At 34.3% G+C, this 16,493-nt stretch carries 15 protein-coding genes; 14 read left to right on the top strand and 1 reads right to left on the bottom strand.

Annotation, left to right across the window (positions count from 1 at the left end):
• Positions 1-518 precede the first annotated feature (518 nt).
• Entirely contained in the window at positions 519-857 is a 339-nt protein-coding gene (locus EDD63_RS07380; protein WP_134170020.1) for a hypothetical protein, read from the bottom strand.
• 379 nt (positions 858-1,236) lie between these two features.
• Here EDD63_RS07380 and EDD63_RS07375 point away from each other — a divergent pair, with 379 nt between their 5' ends.
• The 14 genes from EDD63_RS07375 to EDD63_RS07310 all read left to right on the top strand — a co-directional run bounded on the left by EDD63_RS07375 (position 1,237) and on the right by EDD63_RS07310 (position 16,128).
• The gene (locus tag EDD63_RS07375) at positions 1,237-2,454 is read left to right on the top strand and encodes a 6-phosphofructokinase (protein ID WP_134170018.1); all 1,218 of its coding nucleotides are present in this window, start codon (positions 1,237-1,239) and stop codon (positions 2,452-2,454) included.
• Positions 2,455-2,706: 252 nt separating this feature from the next.
• Complete coding sequence (locus tag EDD63_RS07370; protein ID WP_134170016.1) at positions 2,707-3,186, top strand: PTS sugar transporter subunit IIA; 480 nt, start codon at positions 2,707-2,709, stop codon at positions 3,184-3,186.
• A 208-nt stretch (positions 3,187-3,394) separates the two neighbouring features.
• Positions 3,395-4,240 carry a PRD domain-containing protein gene (locus EDD63_RS07365; RefSeq protein WP_166667581.1) on the top strand — a complete coding sequence of 282 codons (846 nt, stop codon included), beginning with the start codon at positions 3,395-3,397 and terminating at the stop codon, positions 4,238-4,240.
• A gap of 282 nt (positions 4,241-4,522) precedes the next feature.
• Positions 4,523-6,874, top strand: a complete 2,352-nt coding sequence (locus EDD63_RS07360; RefSeq protein ID WP_134170012.1) for a serine hydrolase — start codon at positions 4,523-4,525, stop codon at positions 6,872-6,874.
• 52 nt (positions 6,875-6,926) lie between these two features.
• Positions 6,927-8,366 carry a PTS transporter subunit EIIC gene (locus EDD63_RS07355; protein WP_134170011.1) on the top strand — a complete coding sequence of 480 codons (1,440 nt, stop codon included), beginning with the start codon at positions 6,927-6,929 and terminating at the stop codon, positions 8,364-8,366.
• Entirely contained in the window at positions 8,359-9,399 is a 1,041-nt protein-coding gene (locus EDD63_RS07350; protein WP_134170009.1) for a MupG family TIM beta-alpha barrel fold protein, read from the top strand. The genes EDD63_RS07355 and EDD63_RS07350 overlap by 8 nt, the downstream gene beginning before the upstream one ends.
• A gap of 8 nt (positions 9,400-9,407) precedes the next feature.
• Positions 9,408-10,298, top strand: coding sequence for an N-acetylmuramic acid 6-phosphate etherase (gene murQ / locus EDD63_RS07345; protein WP_134170007.1), 891 nt, complete (start codon positions 9,408-9,410; stop codon positions 10,296-10,298).
• 106 nt (positions 10,299-10,404) lie between these two features.
• Positions 10,405-11,241 carry a MurR/RpiR family transcriptional regulator gene (locus tag EDD63_RS07340; RefSeq protein WP_208318309.1) on the top strand — a complete coding sequence of 279 codons (837 nt, stop codon included), beginning with the start codon at positions 10,405-10,407 and terminating at the stop codon, positions 11,239-11,241.
• Between the two features lie 104 nt (positions 11,242-11,345).
• Complete coding sequence (locus tag EDD63_RS07335; RefSeq protein ID WP_134170003.1) at positions 11,346-11,810, top strand: PTS sugar transporter subunit IIB; 465 nt, start codon at positions 11,346-11,348, stop codon at positions 11,808-11,810.
• An 18-nt stretch (positions 11,811-11,828) separates the two neighbouring features.
• On the top strand, positions 11,829-13,421 hold the full coding sequence (locus tag EDD63_RS07330) for a PTS system mannose/fructose/sorbose family transporter subunit IID (protein ID WP_134170001.1): 1,593 nt from the start codon (positions 11,829-11,831) through the stop codon (positions 13,419-13,421).
• Positions 13,422-14,120 carry an N-acetylmannosamine-6-phosphate 2-epimerase gene (locus tag EDD63_RS07325; RefSeq protein WP_134169999.1) on the top strand — a complete coding sequence of 233 codons (699 nt, stop codon included), beginning with the start codon at positions 13,422-13,424 and terminating at the stop codon, positions 14,118-14,120.
• A gap of 32 nt (positions 14,121-14,152) precedes the next feature.
• Positions 14,153-15,043, top strand: a complete 891-nt coding sequence (gene murQ / locus EDD63_RS07320; RefSeq protein WP_134169997.1) for an N-acetylmuramic acid 6-phosphate etherase — start codon at positions 14,153-14,155, stop codon at positions 15,041-15,043.
• A 61-nt stretch (positions 15,044-15,104) separates the two neighbouring features.
• Complete coding sequence (locus EDD63_RS07315; protein WP_166667580.1) at positions 15,105-15,767, top strand: HAD family hydrolase; 663 nt, start codon at positions 15,105-15,107, stop codon at positions 15,765-15,767.
• Between the two features lie 160 nt (positions 15,768-15,927).
• Complete coding sequence (locus tag EDD63_RS07310) at positions 15,928-16,128, top strand: PfkB family carbohydrate kinase (protein ID WP_341768191.1); 201 nt, start codon at positions 15,928-15,930, stop codon at positions 16,126-16,128.
• Positions 16,129-16,493: the final 365 nt, after the last annotated feature.

Genomic DNA, 16,493 nt, shown 5'->3' with positions numbered 1-16,493 from the left:
TACCTTCCTTATTTTTATATGGTAATCTTACATTTCAATGTATCATCATACATGTAACAATCTAAGTTAGGTGCGCATCGGTTGAATTAAGCCTACTAATTTGAGTATATAGGCTAATAGTATTTCGTTTTGGTCCATGTCTACCTCCTTTGATTGTCTGTATTATACAAACTTGTTATGAGCAGTAAATGGAAGAAAAGTGAAAGATACATGAACGATTTTGAATGATATGAAAACAAATATGTAAAAAGCAACTTCAGGGGAGGATAAAGTTGCTTTTCGATTGATTTGTATATTTATTTAAAAAGGGAGAATATTTTATTTCATTATTTTTCTAACATTATTATTTAAGGGAGAATGTTATTTCTAATTTTGTTTCTATGTGTTGTGTATTATTGAGTCTTTCTTCTTCAAGTTCACCTCCTTTGACTGTCTATATCATAATGGACATGCATGACTATCAAAGGGAAAACACGTGAAAGTTAAATGAACGAATTTGAACAATAGGAAAACATTGTCTAGAAATATGGTTTTGTTCTCTTTAATAAGATGATCATATAGATTGCCATAAAATTTGTATTGATAAGTTCTACTAAACTAGAAATATCTCCAGTAAGCAATAAAGCAAAAAACATAGCAACAAGTAAGCTGATCATCGCTTTGACACTTGAGATAAACAAGTAAAAGTGATTCAGTTTATACAAGTAAAATAGTAATAAAAAGATATATGCAACAAAAGTGGAAATTGAAATATATACATGTAATTCACTAGTTAGCAAACTTTTACTTTTATCATAAGGCAGTACATATGATGTTGCATGAAGTAGTCCAAGAAGACTTACCAAATACCAATACATACGCTTATGATTTTTTGTTATATAAAGGAGTGTAAAAAATGTCACTAACATGTGTAGTGATAACAAAAGTCCCCAAATAATAAAGATGGGACGATACCTTGTTTGGTTGCCAACATAGGTGAAATTTTCATATAGTAAAGAGCTTCTTGTTGCTATAAAAATCGAAAGACATGGAATAACAAAAAGTCCCATAAAATAAAGCATCATCCACCATGTTTGTGCTACTTTTGTTTGTTTCATACGAATATTATACATACTTTTAAAATGGGATGAAAGAAGGGATGCTTGATTCGTGAAAGAAATCTCAAGTTTTATTGAAAAGCGCTTGGGCAAATGGTAATATATTAGGGTATTGTATAATTACAGGAGGACTTTAGAAATGGCAAATTGTTTAATTGCACAATCTGGTGGACCTACAACAGTTATTAACGCTACAGTAGCGGGAATTGTTAAAGCAAACCAATTAAACCCAATTTATGACACAGTATACGGTGGACTAAACGGTATCGAAGGAATTTTAGAAGAAAGATTCTACGACTTAACAAACATGAGTGATAGAGAAAACCAAATTCTTTGTCAAACTCCATCAAGTGCGTTAGGATCATGTCGTTACAAATTAAAAAGAGATGACGATAAAGATTACCAACGTTTAGTTGATATTATGGAAAAATATGACATTGAAATTCTTTTCTACATCGGTGGAAACGACTCAATGGATACAGTTGATGCATTAAGTGCATGGGCAAAGAAAAACGGAATCAGCAAACGTTTCGTTGGATGTCCAAAAACTGTAGATAATGACCTTATGGTTACTGATCACTGTCCAGGATTCGCTTCAGCTGCAAAATTCGTTAACGCAGTTGTTGTATCTACATGGTTAGACTTAAATGTTTACGCTCCAGAAACTCGTCCAGAAGTTTTCATTCTTGAAACAATGGGTAGAGATGCTGGATGGTTAGCAGGATCTTCTGTTGTATCTGGAAAAGTTGATATCTTAGTATTACCAGAAGTAGACTTCGATAAAGACTTATTCTTGGCACAAGTTAAAAAAGTAATGGACGAAAAAGGAAAATGTTATGTTGTAGTTAGTGAAGGTGCTCACTACGCTGATGGTTCTTACTTAGCAGCTGCTAAAGCAAGCAACGATGGATTTGGACATGCTGTATTAGGTGGAGCTGGTAACGCTCTTAAAAACATGATTTTAGAAGCTGGTGTTGCACCACGTGCAAAAGTACAAGACTTAAGTACTGCACAACGTTGTGCTAACTACATCCAATCTAAAGTTGATGTTGAAGAAAGTTTCAAACTTGGACAAAGTGCACACATGCGTTCAATGAACCCAGAATACACTGGACAAGTTGTTGGTGTTGTTCGTAAACCAGGTAAAGAATACGATGTTGAATACATTGCTGGACCTGCAAACGAATTTGCTAACCACGTAAAAAACATTCCTGCTGAATGGATTTTACCTAACTACGCTGGTCTTACACAAGAAGGTCACGACTACATCCAACCATTAATCATGGGAGAACCAGATTTAATTATGGAAAATGGAGTACCTGCTTACGTAGTTCCTTACTACATGCAAGTAAAATAATGTAACTTAGATGTCATGCAAATGTGTGACATCTTTTTTTAATGAAAAGTGATGAATTTTGGAATCTTGTGTGAAGATTGCTAAAATAGTGGAAACATTTTTAATTTATTGGTATTCTATAAGCATAAAAATAATGAAATATCGATGTATAGTTATACTTTCGTGCATGATTTTAGAGAAATCTAGCAATTTGCTATATGATAAAAGTGGATGAAAAAATGACAACACACAGATGTGATAGAGGAGAAAGACATGTTTTTTAAAAGAAAACCAAAATTTGAAGCAAAAAAAGGAATTGTTACTGTAGCAAAAGGAACTTTGATGCCAATTACAGAAGTAGAGGATCAAGTGTTTGCAAGTAAAGCGATGGGTGATGGATTTGCAGTACGTCCAAGTGAAGGAACAGTTTGTTCACCAGTAAGTGGAACGATTGGATCAATTTTCCCAACAAAACACGCGATTACGCTTGTTGCTGATGATGGCAAAGAAGTAATGGTGCACATGGGAATTGACACAGTAAACCTAAAGGGTGAAGGATTTACAATCAAAGTTAAAGATGGTCAAAAAGTTGTAGCTGGGGAACCAATTGCAGAAATGGATTTACAAACAATTGGACCTAAAGTACCTGCAACTGACATTATGGTTATCTTCTTAAACCTTGATGGACAAGCAGTTACAGCTAATGCTGGAGCATGCGAACTAGCTGAAGAAGGACGCGTAACAATCGCGTAATCTAAGAAAAAAATTAATGAAAAGGGTTTGCCAATTATGGTGAATCCTTTTCTTAACCCTTATTGATTCTTTTGTTTTTATAAATATAAATATTGAAACATTGTCATGAAAGGTCCATAATGTATGAGTGAAGTACTACGTTAGGGATGAAAGGAGAATGAAAGGTCGTCTTTGTAATGAGGCAACCTTTATGAAATAAATGATATACATGCAACAAACAACAAAAAACTATAAAGTGAAAAAAGTTTTAAATAATAGTTCGCTAATTGTACATGATCGTTTTAGAGAATATGTAATTATCCAAAAGGGAATCGGATTTGGAATAAAGGCAGATATGCAAATAAAAAAAGGGACACCTTATGAAAGAATGTATTCCAGTCCATTAGGGAGTAATCAATTCTCAAATGTAGTAAATGGTTTTAATGATGAAATCATCTCGATTGTCATGGACACAGTGCAACTGATTGTAGCGTATGAAGAAAATGGAGTGAATCATACAACATTCGTTACATTGGCAAACCACTTAGCAGCAACATATACTAGAATATTAAATGGGGAAGCAATTAAACAATTTTTCTCTTATGAGATTAAAGCACTTTACCCAGAATCATATGATAAGGCACAAAAAATATCACAAGCGATTTATCGAAAACATGAACTAATGATTCCAGATGCGGAAGTAAGTTATATCGCTTTGCATATCCAAAATATCCAAAGTGGTGAAAAATCAATAGATTTATTAAATGCCATTATTAGTGAAGTGTACGATTTACTTACGATTACATATAAGTTTGATATTAAAAATGACGACTTAAATTACCTAAGATTTATTACCCATTTGCGGTTTTTAGTTGAAGGTACAGAACAAGAAAAACGCCAATTGAACGAACATGTAAATGATGCATTGGTAAAGAGTTACCCTGAATATACTGGGATTTGCGATGATATTTTACAAATCATTGAGGACTTAACCGGAGTGAAATTAGCGAAGCAAGAAAGAGTATATATCTTGATTCATTTAGTGAATATGTTAGAGGGTAAAGCAAGACAGTAACAGCATTTCATTCATTGCAAACGGATAAAAACTTTTTGAAAAAGTAGTTTGACAACAAAAATGACCTATGCTATATTCTAAGTGTAAGGCGTGCATCGAAAGAGCAAGAGCTAAAAAACAATTATTGTTTTTTGGCTCTTTTTTTGTTAAAACCACGCTTTTCCACATGAATATTTGGCCAATGAAATGTGAAAAATTAAATCAGAATTTGAATGATACGCAAAGGTATCAAAAATTAGCGCTACATTGAAACACAGATTACTTAACGAGGAGGGTAATAACGTGAATGTTTTTCGTAAAGTGATATTAGGAGCACTATCAATTGCATATGTAGGGACAATAGCAAGTGCACCAGTATTGGCTAGTAGAGTTGGAGAGGGTATGAAAGGTCATGATGTTGTACCAAACATCATCACTGATGAAGCAAGTGACTATGATTTCAGTTCAGTTAAAGAGGGAGTACAAAACTTAATTGACAATGGTCATACTGGATCTGCTGTAATGGTTTTAAAAGATGGTAAGGTTCAATATGAAGATTACTTTGGTTATGAAGCAAAGTACAAAGAAGGAACCGATATATTTAATGATCACCAATCTGTTTTACTAGATGAAAGTGATTGGGATGCAGTTGATGAAAACACTATGTGGGATATGGCATCTGTTTCAAAAATGCTATCTACTAATTTGGCACTACAAAAACTAGTGTATGAAGGTAAGTTAGACTTGGATGCAACTGTAAGTACATATATTCCTGAATACCGTGATTATGATGAGGTTACAAGCTTGTTAAAACCTGAAGCACAATCACTTCAACATAAGGATTTGATTACGGTAAAGATGTTACTACATCATGAAGCAGGTCAAGCGCCAGATCCACAATATCACAATGATAATTATTTAAAGAGTCAGGCTGCTGCAGACTATATGGGATTTGCAACTGCTGGTTCAGCGTATGATACGCTCTATATCGAACCACAAACAGATCCAAGTGATCGAACAAAAGCACTTGAAGCAATATGTAAGACACCAATTACTACCATGCCTGGAACGGCAATTGCTTACAGTGATGTAGATTACATGTTACTTGGATTGATTATTGAATCGATTACTGGAATGCCACAAGATCAATATGTTGAAAATGAAATTTATGCACCATTAGGTTTGACGCATACAATGTATAATCCACTACAAAAAGGGTTCACTCAAGAAGATATTGCAGCTACTGAAATCAACGGAAACTCAAGAGATGGATATCGTACAGTAGATGGGCATAATGCAAATGAATATGCATTTACTGGAATGAGAACATATACTTTACGTGGAGAAGTACATGATGAAAAAGCATACTACACACTAGCAGGAGTTGCTGGTCATGCTGGAATTTTCTCAACACCACATGATGTTGCTATCTTGTATCAATTGATGCTAAATAACGGAACTTACAATGGTGTTACATTATTTGATAAAGAAACAGTAGATATGTTCTTAGAACCTAACGACATTATTAATGATGGTGGATACACGAATTCTACATATGCACTTGGATGGTATACAAATGATGTAGATTACCAATGGGGATCAACAAACTGGCCAACATATTTCTCATACTATGCAGACTATTCAACATTTGGACATCAAGGATGGTCTGGTCCAGTCGCATTCGCAGATCCAGAAAACAACATTGTTGTTGTATACATGAGAAATAGACCACACAACCCAGTTGTAGGTCCTGAATATCCAAATTCATTTGTGAATTCTGGAACAGGAGCAAGTACATACCGTATGGTTGCTGAAAGAATCTACCGCGATGCATTTGGCTTTGACACATATGTATCTTCATTACCAAATATTGGTGAAGAAAAAGAAGTTATCGTCAATGATTTTGAAGCAAATCCAACAGTGAAAGTTGATGTTGACTTATTAAGTCCACTATCAAATAAGAAAATTACAAAAGTTGATTATCGTAGTCTTAAGGTCACAAGAGTAGATTGTGGGGATCCAGCTCCAGAAGTACCTACTGATTATGATGGTCCAGAAGGATCAAGTGATTTATTAGAACCTGCTGACTGGCATGCAAAAGGGGCATCATACTATTTCAATGCGAGTGAAGAGGGTGATTACTATGTATCTCTTTACAATGATAATAGTGGCTTACATGACGTGAAAATGAAAAAATACATTACAGTTGTTGATGCAAAAGAACCAACTGCTACAGTAGCGTACGATACAAACGGAGAAACTAAAGGACCTGTAAAAGCAACTATCTCTGTTAGTAAAAAAGTAAATGATATTGAAGGTTGGACAAAAGTGGAGTCAACAGGACGTAGTGTTGTTGAACAATATGAAAAAGTTTACACAGAAAACGCTGAAGAAACTGTGAACCTAGTTTACAAAAACGGACACAAAGGATCAGTTAATGTACGTGTAACTAACATTGTTAAAGATGGTTCATCAAACAAACCGAATACGGATCAACCATCAAAACCAGGGTCATCAAATACAAATAAAAACGATCCATCAATTGGAACAGGAGATCAAACAAACATTATGTTCTTTGCCGGATTACTAATTGTTGGATTGAGTGCAGGGTTGTATATTTTGAACAAAAGAAAATTGAATAACAAGGGTTATTAATAAATTGTTTAAAAGCAATTTATTGTAATAGAAACAAAAAGGAGAACACAAAATGAATAATCAAGAATTAGCAGCAAAATTATTAGAGCTGTTAGGTGGTAAAGAAAATATTCTTACTGCTGCAAACTGTATGACACGTTTACGTGTGAAAATTAAAGACATGAGTAAAGTACAATTAGAAGAGTTGAAGACAACATCAGGTGTAATGGGTGTTGTTGAAGATGCAACGATGCAAATTGTACTAGGACCAGGAAAAGCAAAAAGAGTTGCTGATATTCTGATCAATGAAATGGGAGTACACGCTGGAGAAATCGACCCAAGTTGGGAAGAAAACAAAGCGGATGTAAAAGCAAATCAAAAAGACTCACCATTAAAACAAGGATTACGTACAATTGGAAATATCTTTATTCCACTAATTCCAGCAATTATTGCTGCTGGATTATTAAATGGTATTGCAAGTTTAATTGGACAACTTGGAACATCAGGAGTAATTACTGTTAATGAAACAAGTGTATGGTTCTTAATCCAACAAACACTTTCATTGTTAGGATCTGGATTCCTATCATACTTTGCTATTTTCACTGGTGTAAATGCTGCAAAACAATTTGGAGCAACAGAAGCGTTAGGAGGAATGATTGGGGCAATCTCAATTGCACCTGGAATCATCACATTATCAACATTCTTTGGTTGGTATAATGTAGATGTACCTTTAGAATCAATTCTGACAACAGGTAAAGGTGGAATTATCGGAGTTATCTTCGGTGTTTGGATTTTAGCAAAAGTAGAAAAAGGATTACGTAAAGTCGTACCAGAAATCTTAGATTTAATCGTAACACCAATTTGTGCAATCGTAATTACAGGAGTGATCTTTGTATTTGCGATTATGCCAGTCGCAGGTTTCTTATCTGATCTCTTGATTAGTGCATTAAATATCCTTATTAACTCAAGTAACCCAGTAGTACAAGTAATCTCAGGATTTGTATTATCTGCATTGTTCTTACCAATGGTGTTATTAGGACTTCACCATGGATTAATTCCAATCTATGCAATTCAATTAGAAAAGTTAGGTGGAGTTACATTATTCCCAGTATTAGCAATGGCAGGAGCTGGTCAAGTTGGAGCAGCAATCGCGATTTACATTAAAGCAAAACAAGCAAACAATCAACGTCTACGTGAAGTTATTGTAGGTGCATTACCAGCAGGTATCCTTGGAGTTGGTGAACCATTAATCTATGGGGTAACTCTTCCAATGGGTAAACCATTTATTACAGCTGGAATTGGAGCTGGATTTGGTGGAGCATTTGTAATGTTAACCAAAGTAATGGCAACTGCATGGGGACCTTCAGGAATGGTAGCAATTCCATTAATGACAGGTGGAAGCAATGGTGCAATGGGAATGCTTTACTACTTCATTGGACTAATTGTTGCATACATCGGTGGGTTTATTGTAACTTGGTTCTTTGTTTCGAAGGAAGAAGTAGAACGTGCTTAAGACCATTGGTTTTGCATACTACGTAACAACATTTAGAGAACAAAAAGGGCAACTTCAAACGTTGCCCTTACAAGGTAATATGGTTTTTACATCATTACATATAGCTGAAGAATATGATGATGCATATGTTGAAGATGTAAAGGAAATGTTTCGATTACTAAAAAAACAGGATACAAAAATTATTGCAGATATTTCAAAAAGAACGTTAACGAAGTTTGGCTTATCAAATGTACATAGTTTAATTCAATTATTAGATATTGATCTTGTTCGTTTGGATTATGGGTTTAGTGATGAGGAAACAATTGCAATTGCCAAAGAAGTACCGTTAGTAGTTAATGCATCAACGATAGATGTGAAATTAATCGAAAAACTTCCAAAAGGACGCGTATATGCAATGCATAATTTCTATCCCCGTAAAGATACAGGATTGGATGTAAAACAACTGAAAGATATGCATGAAACATTAGTAAAACACGAAGTAAAAAGCATTGCATTTATACCAGGTGAGAAATATAGAGGACCTATATTTGAAGGGTTACCAACACTAGAAAAACATCGTGATATGAATGGTTATGTAGCTGCATTAGAAATTTTGTGGAATCATTATGCAGAATACGTATTCGTTGGTGATATAGGTATGAACTTTATGGATTATCAATTGCTGTCAGATACCTTAGATGATCAAGTAATTCGAATTCCTGTAGTGAATGTTCATGAGCTATTAAAGCCATTTATAAATCAAGTATTTACCAATCGGATTGATTCTCCTAGTAAACTGATTCGCCTTCAAGAAAGTCGTGAATTTGCTAGCCAAGGAGCGATTATAGAAGCAGTAAATACGATATCTCGCGATTATGGAAGTATTACTATAGATAACAAGAAATACTTGCGATACAGTGGAGAAATTCAAATAACAAAAAAGGATTTCACTGCTGATGAAAGAGTGAATGTTATTGGTAATGTTCATCCAGATTACCTTAGTATATTAGAGTGTATTACACCTGGAACAAAACTGATGTTCGTAGAAAAATAGGAGAAAACATGATAGATTTAACGAAATTAACAACGGAACAAAGAAATCCAAATACAATGGATTTAGATATTTTATCACCTCTTGAATTTGCCAAGAAAATGAATGATGAAGATAAAAAAGTTCCCGAAGCTATTGAAAAAGTACTTCCTGAAATTGCACAAGCAATTACTTGGGGAATTGAAGCATTAAGTAATGGTGGACGAATCATTTATATGGGTGCAGGAACTTCTGGACGTCTAGGTGTACTAGATGCAGTAGAATGTCCACCAACATTTGGTGTGTCATATGATACAGTTGTCGGTTTGATTGCTGGAGGAGATAGTGCATTCGTAAAAGCAAAAGAAGGAAGTGAAGATTCATTAAGTGAAGGTGTTGAAGATTTAAAGCGTATTGATGCAAATGAAAATGATTTAATTGTTGGATTGGCAGCAAGCGGAAGAACACCATATGTAATAGAAGCATTAGGATATGCAAATGAAATTGGATGTCATACAGTAGCAATTGCATGTAACAAGAATAGTGAAATTGGAGCAGTCGCAAAACTGGCAATCGAAGCAGTTCCTGGACCAGAAGTATTAACTGGATCCACACGCTTAAAAGCAGGGACGACCCAAAAACTAATCCTAAATATGCTATCAACAGGAGCGATGGTTGGAGTAGGAAAAGCTTATGAAAATCTGATGGTGGATGTAAAACTATCAAATAAAAAACTTGTACAAAGAGGAAAAAATATCATTAAAGAAGTTACAGATGCAAGTGATGAAGTAATCGAACAAGCAATAGAAGCAAGTGGAAATAGAGTGAAAGTTGCAATAGTGATGATTTTACATAACTGCGATGTAGCTAAAGCAGAAGCTTTATTAGAAACAAGTAAAGGACACATTCGAAACATTAAATAGTAATAGTAAAGTAAAACTTGGTAGAAGAGAGTCGCTTTTATACCAAGTTTTTTTGTGTTTGCTTAATTTTTAGCACTTTGCTATAGTGAAACAAATGAGGTATAACATGAGCGTGCTAATAAAATTAAGAGATTATCGAAACCTTCCAGAAGCAGAAAAACAAATTAGAGATTTTATTTTAAAGGATCCAAAGCGAATTGTTGATATGACAATTTATGAAGTTGCAAAAGAAACATTTACATCAACTGCAACGGTTGTTCGTTTATGTAAACGAGTTGGTGCAAAAGGCTTTAATCAGTTTAAGATAATGATTGCTTCTGAACTACAGGGGTTTGAGAATGTACATTTAAATGTATTGGATACAACAACTGTAAGTCGAGATGATAGTCCAAAAACAGTCATTGATAAGATTACGAATATTGATGTGCACTCTATTGAGGAAACAAGAATAATCCTAAATGAAGATAGTCTTGTGGAGGCTGCTAATCGGATTCATAAAGCACAAGTAGTAGATTTTTATGGCATTGGAGCATCCAATGTAGTTGCACTTGATGCAACGTATAAATTTATGAGAATTGGAAAAAATGTTGCTTGTTATCAACTAAATGATAGACAGTGGGTACAAGCTTTAAACTCTTCTTCGAAACATGTTGCAATGGTCTTTTCTTATAGTGGAGAAACAAAGGAGATGATTGACATTGCAAATGAGTGTCAAAAAAACGGATGTTATGTTATATGTATTACGAGCAGTACTTCGAATACATTAGCTTCAATTGCAGATGTATCGATTGCTGTGAGTAGTAGAGAAACACTGTTTAGAAGTGGAGCGATGGCATCACGTATTACGCAATTGTATATCGTTGATATTTTATATGCATTAGTATCACAATTAGATTATGATCAAGCAATTGAGAAAGTAAATAAAACGCGAATCACCAATTAACAAAGTTTCATTATATGAAACTTTGTTTCGTTATACGCTTACTTTATTGACATATAGTTTCATTAGTCTATGATGAAGGTGTAAAAGAAAATGGAGGATACCAAATGATTACAATTACCAGAATTGATGAAAGATTAATTCATGGCCAAGTTGCTTTTGCTTGGACAACTGCGTATAAAGTAGACGTAGTAATGGTCGTTGATAACGAAGTGTCTAAAGATGATTTTCAAAAATCATTATTGGAAATGGCTTGCCCCGCAGGTTTGAAATGCTTAGTTGTTGATGATGAAAAAGCAGTAAAATTTTTAGAACGAAACGGAAATAAACGTTTCTTCATCGTTGTAAAAGAACCAGGAGTTCTTGTAAAAATGATGAACAATGGAGTTACATTTGACTCTATTAATGTTGGAGGTATCTACTTTAAAGAAGGTCGTCGTCAACTATCAAAGACTGTTTATGTGGATGATGCAATGATTGAAGACTTCAAAAAGTTAGATGCAAATGGTGTTGCACTTGATGTACGAACTACACCTTCAGACACAAGTGAAGATTTAATGAAATTAATTTAGAAAGATTGAGGGAAATATATGTCATTAGTAAGCGCGTTATTACTGAGTGTTTTTATCGCAATTGTAATAACTGAAAACTATGGTTATGGATATTGGATGATCTCACGTCCAATCTTTGCAGGACCAGTGATTGGTTTGATTTTAGGAGATGTTCAAACCGGACTTATTGTAGGTGGTAGTGTAGAACTTATGTATATGGGAATCCTACCAATTGGAGGAAGTGTACCACCAAATGCACAAATTGCCGGTATGCTATCAACTGTATTCGCAATTCAAAATGGAGGAAATCCAGAAGTTGGGATTACACTAGCATTACCAATTGGGATGCTAGCACAATTATTGATTATGTTTGCATGGAATATAAATATTATTATTATGCACCGTGCAGATAAATACTTAGCAAACGGTGAAATTCGTAAAGTAGAATTAGCTCATTTAGCAGGGATACCAATATTCTTTATCGTATTCTTTATTCCATCATTTTTAGCGGTGTATTTCGGTAGTGACTTTGTAAACAACATAGTTGCTAGTTTGCCAGCAATTGTCACTGATGGTATGAAAGTTGCTTCTGGTATCTTGCCAGCAGTAGGAATGGCAATGTTACTTAAAATGATGGATATGAAAAAATACTGGCCATTCTTCTTAATTGGATTTGTTTTAGCAACATATGTGAATTTAGCGGTTCTTCCTGTATCTTTACTTGGGTTTGGTATTGCAGCTGCGATGTTTATCTTTGAAAAGAAAAACGAACCAAAAGATGAATTTGACTTAGATGATGATGGTGACTCAAGTGCACCAGAAGAACTTGAACACATTCTTACTAAAAAAGAATTACGTTCAACATTCTTCCGTTCATTCTTCTCAATGACTAGTATCAACTACGAACGTTACTGTAGTTTAGGGTTTGCATTTGCAATGATTCCAGCACTGAAAAAACTATATCCAAATAAAGAAGATTTAACAGAAGCACTAACTCGTCACAATGAATTCTTTAACTGTCATCCATATACTGGAAATGCGGTAATGGGAGTATCTCTTGCTCTTGAAGAACAAAGAGCTTTAGGTAAGCCAATTACAGGTGAAGCTATTTCATCAACAAAAGCTGCACTAATGGGACCTTTATCAGGAATTGGAGATTCTGTATTTAAGGCAACATTCATGACAGTATTTGCTGCAATTGGAGCTGGATTAGCATTGGATGGAAGTATTCTTGGACCAATCATCTTTATTGTTCCAAACTTAATCTTAAATGTTGGATCAAGATGGTTATTTATCAAGCACGGATATGCTCTAGGAACAAGCATCGTTGCTCGTATGAAAGAAGGAAACCTTATTGACAAGTTTGTACAAGGAGCAACAATTGTCGGAATGATGGTTGTTGGTGCAATGATCGTTGGATTTGTTAAAGCACCAGTCGCTTATGTTTGGACATTCGGTGAAAAAGAAATTATCGTTCAAGAATTGCTAGATTCAATTTTACCTTGTCTAATTCCATTGTTAATAACTTTAGGATTCTATCAATTATTAATGAAAAACAAAAAAGGAATGTATATTTGTGTTATCGTAAGTTTTATTCTTGGTATTGTTGGAAAGATGATTGGGATGTTCTAAATGAAAAAGCAGGTAATGGAAGAAATCAAAGGTGGGTTGATTGTTTCATGTCAAGCTCGCGTTGGATGGGCAATGTATGGTTCATCAATTATGGCAGCATTTGCTAGTGCTGCAAAAGAAGGTGGAGCTGTTGGAATTCGTGCTACTGGTAAAGACAATTTACTAGCAATCAAAGAAAAAGTTGATTTACCTTTGATTGGAATAAATAAACAGTTTCGTGATGATTGTGATGTCTATATCACACCAACCTATGAAAGTGCGAAAGAAATCTTAGAGATTGGCATTGATATTATTGCTTTAGATGCAACAAAAAGGGCTAGACCGAATGGGGAGAACATTGAGAGTATTGTACAAAAGATTAAAGAAAATTATCCAGAAGTACTAATTATGGGAGAAATATCAACGCTTGAAGAAGCAAAATATGCAGATACATTAGGCTTTGATTTTTTATCCACAACGCTATCGGGATATACTGATGAGAGTTCAGAAATCACATCCGTTAATTTGAAATTGATTAAGGAGATTTCCGAGTTTACAGATACACCAGTCATTGCAGAAGGTAAAATCGAGACACCTAATGAAGCACGATTGGCATTAGAAAATGGTGCATACGCAGTCGTTGTTGGAACAAGTATTACACGACCAGAAATACTGACAAAACGTTTCGCCAATGAAGTAGCAAAGTATTCTAATAAGTAATAAAAGAGTACTACTTTGAACAAGGAGAAAACATGATAGATTTAACGAAATTAACAACGGAACAAAGAAATCCAAATACAATGGATTTAGATATTTTATCACCTCTTGAATTTGCCAAGAAAATGAATGATGAAGATAAAAAAGTTCCTGAAGCTATTGAAAAAGTACTTCCTGAAATTGCACAAGCAATTACTTGGGGAATTGAAGCATTAAGTAATGGTGGACGAATCATTTATATGGGTGCAGGTACTTCAGGTCGTTTAGGTGTACTAGATGCAGTAGAATGTCCACCAACCTTCGGGGTATCATATGATACAGTTGTCGGTTTGATTGCCGGAGGAGATAGTGCATTCGTAAAAGCAAAAGAAGGAAGTGAAGATTCACTAAGTGAAGGTGTTGAAGATTTAAAGCGTATTGATGCAAATGAAAATGATTTAGTTGTTGGATTGGCAGCAAGTGGAAGAACACCATATGTAATTGAAGCATTAGAATATGCAAATGAAATTGGATGTCATACAGTAGCAATTGCATGCAACAAAAATAGTGAAATTGGAGCAGTTGCAAAACTGGCAATTGAAGCAGTTCCTGGACCAGAAGTATTGACTGGATCCACACGCTTAAAAGCAGGAACAACTCAAAAACTAGTCTTGAATATGATTTCAACAGGAGCGATGGTTGGAGTAGGAAAAGCTTATGAAAACCTGATGGTGGATGTAAAGCTATCAAATAAAAAACTTGTACAAAGAGGGAAAAATATCATTAAAGAAGTTACAGATGCAAGTGATGAAGTAATCGAACAAGCAATAGAAGCAAGTGGGAACAGAGTGAAAGTTGCAATAGTGATGATCTTACATAACTGTGATGTAGCTAAAGCAGAAGCTTTACTAGAAACAAGTAAAGGACACATTCGAAATATAAAATAAACATTAGGTAGAGAGCAATCTCTACCTTGCTTTATATATGAGGAAGGAAGATAATATAACTATGATAAAAGCGGTATTTAGTGACTTTGATGGTGTAATTGTCAACTCAGAAGTCTTAGTGAACGGATTAAATGAAGAATTTGTAAAGCAATTAGGGTTATCGTATGATCCTCAAGATTTACGTAATCTAATTGGCTCAAGTGTGCAAATGGATTTGTGGAGAGTTATATATGATAAAGCAAACCCACCATACACATATGAAGAATTCCAACAAAAACTATGGGATTTTCGTGAAGTTGTACGTCGATTAGATTACAAAGAGATTATGTTTGAAGATGTGCCAAGATCGTTTCAAATGCTTAAAGATCATAATATTCATGTAGCTGTAGCAAGTTCATCACGATTAGAACCACTAAAGTATAACTTGAAGAACTGTGGGTTAATACCAAAATTAGATTACATAATTTCTGGTGAAATGTTTGAAAACAGTAAACCGGATCCTGAAATATACATCACATGTGCTAAACACTTTGGGATAAATCCAGATGAATGTGTTGTAATTGAGGATTCTTATTATGGAATACAAGCAGGAAAACGAGCAGGAATGTATGTTATTGCAATCAAGGACTATAATTTTGATATTGATCAAAGTGATGCAGATATTATTGTGGACACAATGTTTGATGCAGTGCGTATAGTTTTAAAGATGAATGAATCCGATTGAATTAACAGACATAAATTTGATACATTTCTTATGTTCTTTCTATATCCATTGGTATCTAGACTTTAGAAGTAAAAAAGCATAAAAAATTGCTAAGCCCTTTATTCATAAGGTTTTAGCAATTTTTACTTTCGCACTTTTTTGTAGTGTATTTTACACTTTTTTGTTGGTTGTTATAATATTTTTGATTGCTGTTGGAGATACATTTAATGGGATTCTTGCAATGCAATTAGCAAAAGGAATCAAGTTGAAGGAAGCAATTCAATTTGCAAGTGCAGGAGCATCGATATCAACAGAGCACTTGGGTGCACAAACAGGAATTCCGACGCAGGAAAAAATCGAAGCATTTTTAAATAATACATAACATAAAAACTTCGTTAGAGACATAAAACTAACGAAGTTTTTTAATCGATAAAGAAGCAAAATTGTTGACAGAAATCTTCTGAAAAAATATTATTAACCTAGGAAATTCTTTCCTTATGTGTGTAAAGTGATTTGTAGGGGATATATATATAGTTTCTAATTGATAGATACTATATGATGCAATCAGTGTGGGTAATCAAGTGAAAAGCACAACAAGTGCGTCTTTTTTTACAATGTAAAAAACCTAAATATACCATATAAGGTTACATTTTCCAGTTGGGAGAAGTAACCTTTTTTCTTTTTTAAAATTTTAAAAAAATGAGAAAAAAGTTCAAACTTTTTAAAAAATGACATATCTAACTAATG

The organism is Breznakia blatticola, from assembly GCF_004365815.1.
Taxonomy (GTDB): domain Bacteria; phylum Bacillota_I; class Bacilli_A; order Erysipelotrichales; family Erysipelotrichaceae; genus Breznakia; species Breznakia blatticola.
The sequence above is the reverse complement of the archived record's forward strand: the minus strand, read 5'-3'. Positions and strand labels throughout refer to the sequence as shown.

What these genes read in the sequence shown, in the direction of transcription:
- EDD63_RS07370 (WP_134170016.1), top strand. Translation starts at nt 2,707, where the DNA reads ATGTTTTTTAAAAGAAAACCAAAATTTGAAGCAAAAAAAGGAATTGTT.
- EDD63_RS07375 (WP_134170018.1), top strand. Translation starts at nt 1,237, where the DNA reads ATGGCAAATTGTTTAATTGCACAATCTGGTGGACCTACAACAGTTATT.
- EDD63_RS07340 (WP_208318309.1), top strand. Translation starts at nt 10,405, where the DNA reads ATGAGCGTGCTAATAAAATTAAGAGATTATCGAAACCTTCCAGAAGCA.
- EDD63_RS07335 (WP_134170003.1), top strand. Translation starts at nt 11,346, where the DNA reads ATGATTACAATTACCAGAATTGATGAAAGATTAATTCATGGCCAAGTT.
- murQ (WP_134169997.1), top strand. Translation starts at nt 14,153, where the DNA reads ATGATAGATTTAACGAAATTAACAACGGAACAAAGAAATCCAAATACA.
- EDD63_RS07380 (WP_134170020.1), bottom strand. Translation starts at nt 857, where the DNA reads ATGTATTGGTATTTGGTAAGTCTTCTTGGACTACTTCATGCAACATCA.
- EDD63_RS07355 (WP_134170011.1), top strand. Translation starts at nt 6,927, where the DNA reads ATGAATAATCAAGAATTAGCAGCAAAATTATTAGAGCTGTTAGGTGGT.
- EDD63_RS07330 (WP_134170001.1), top strand. Translation starts at nt 11,829, where the DNA reads ATGTCATTAGTAAGCGCGTTATTACTGAGTGTTTTTATCGCAATTGTA.
- EDD63_RS07365 (WP_166667581.1), top strand. Translation starts at nt 3,395, where the DNA reads ATGCAACAAACAACAAAAAACTATAAAGTGAAAAAAGTTTTAAATAAT.
- murQ (WP_134170007.1), top strand. Translation starts at nt 9,408, where the DNA reads ATGATAGATTTAACGAAATTAACAACGGAACAAAGAAATCCAAATACA.
- EDD63_RS07315 (WP_166667580.1), top strand. Translation starts at nt 15,105, where the DNA reads ATGATAAAAGCGGTATTTAGTGACTTTGATGGTGTAATTGTCAACTCA.
- EDD63_RS07325 (WP_134169999.1), top strand. Translation starts at nt 13,422, where the DNA reads ATGAAAAAGCAGGTAATGGAAGAAATCAAAGGTGGGTTGATTGTTTCA.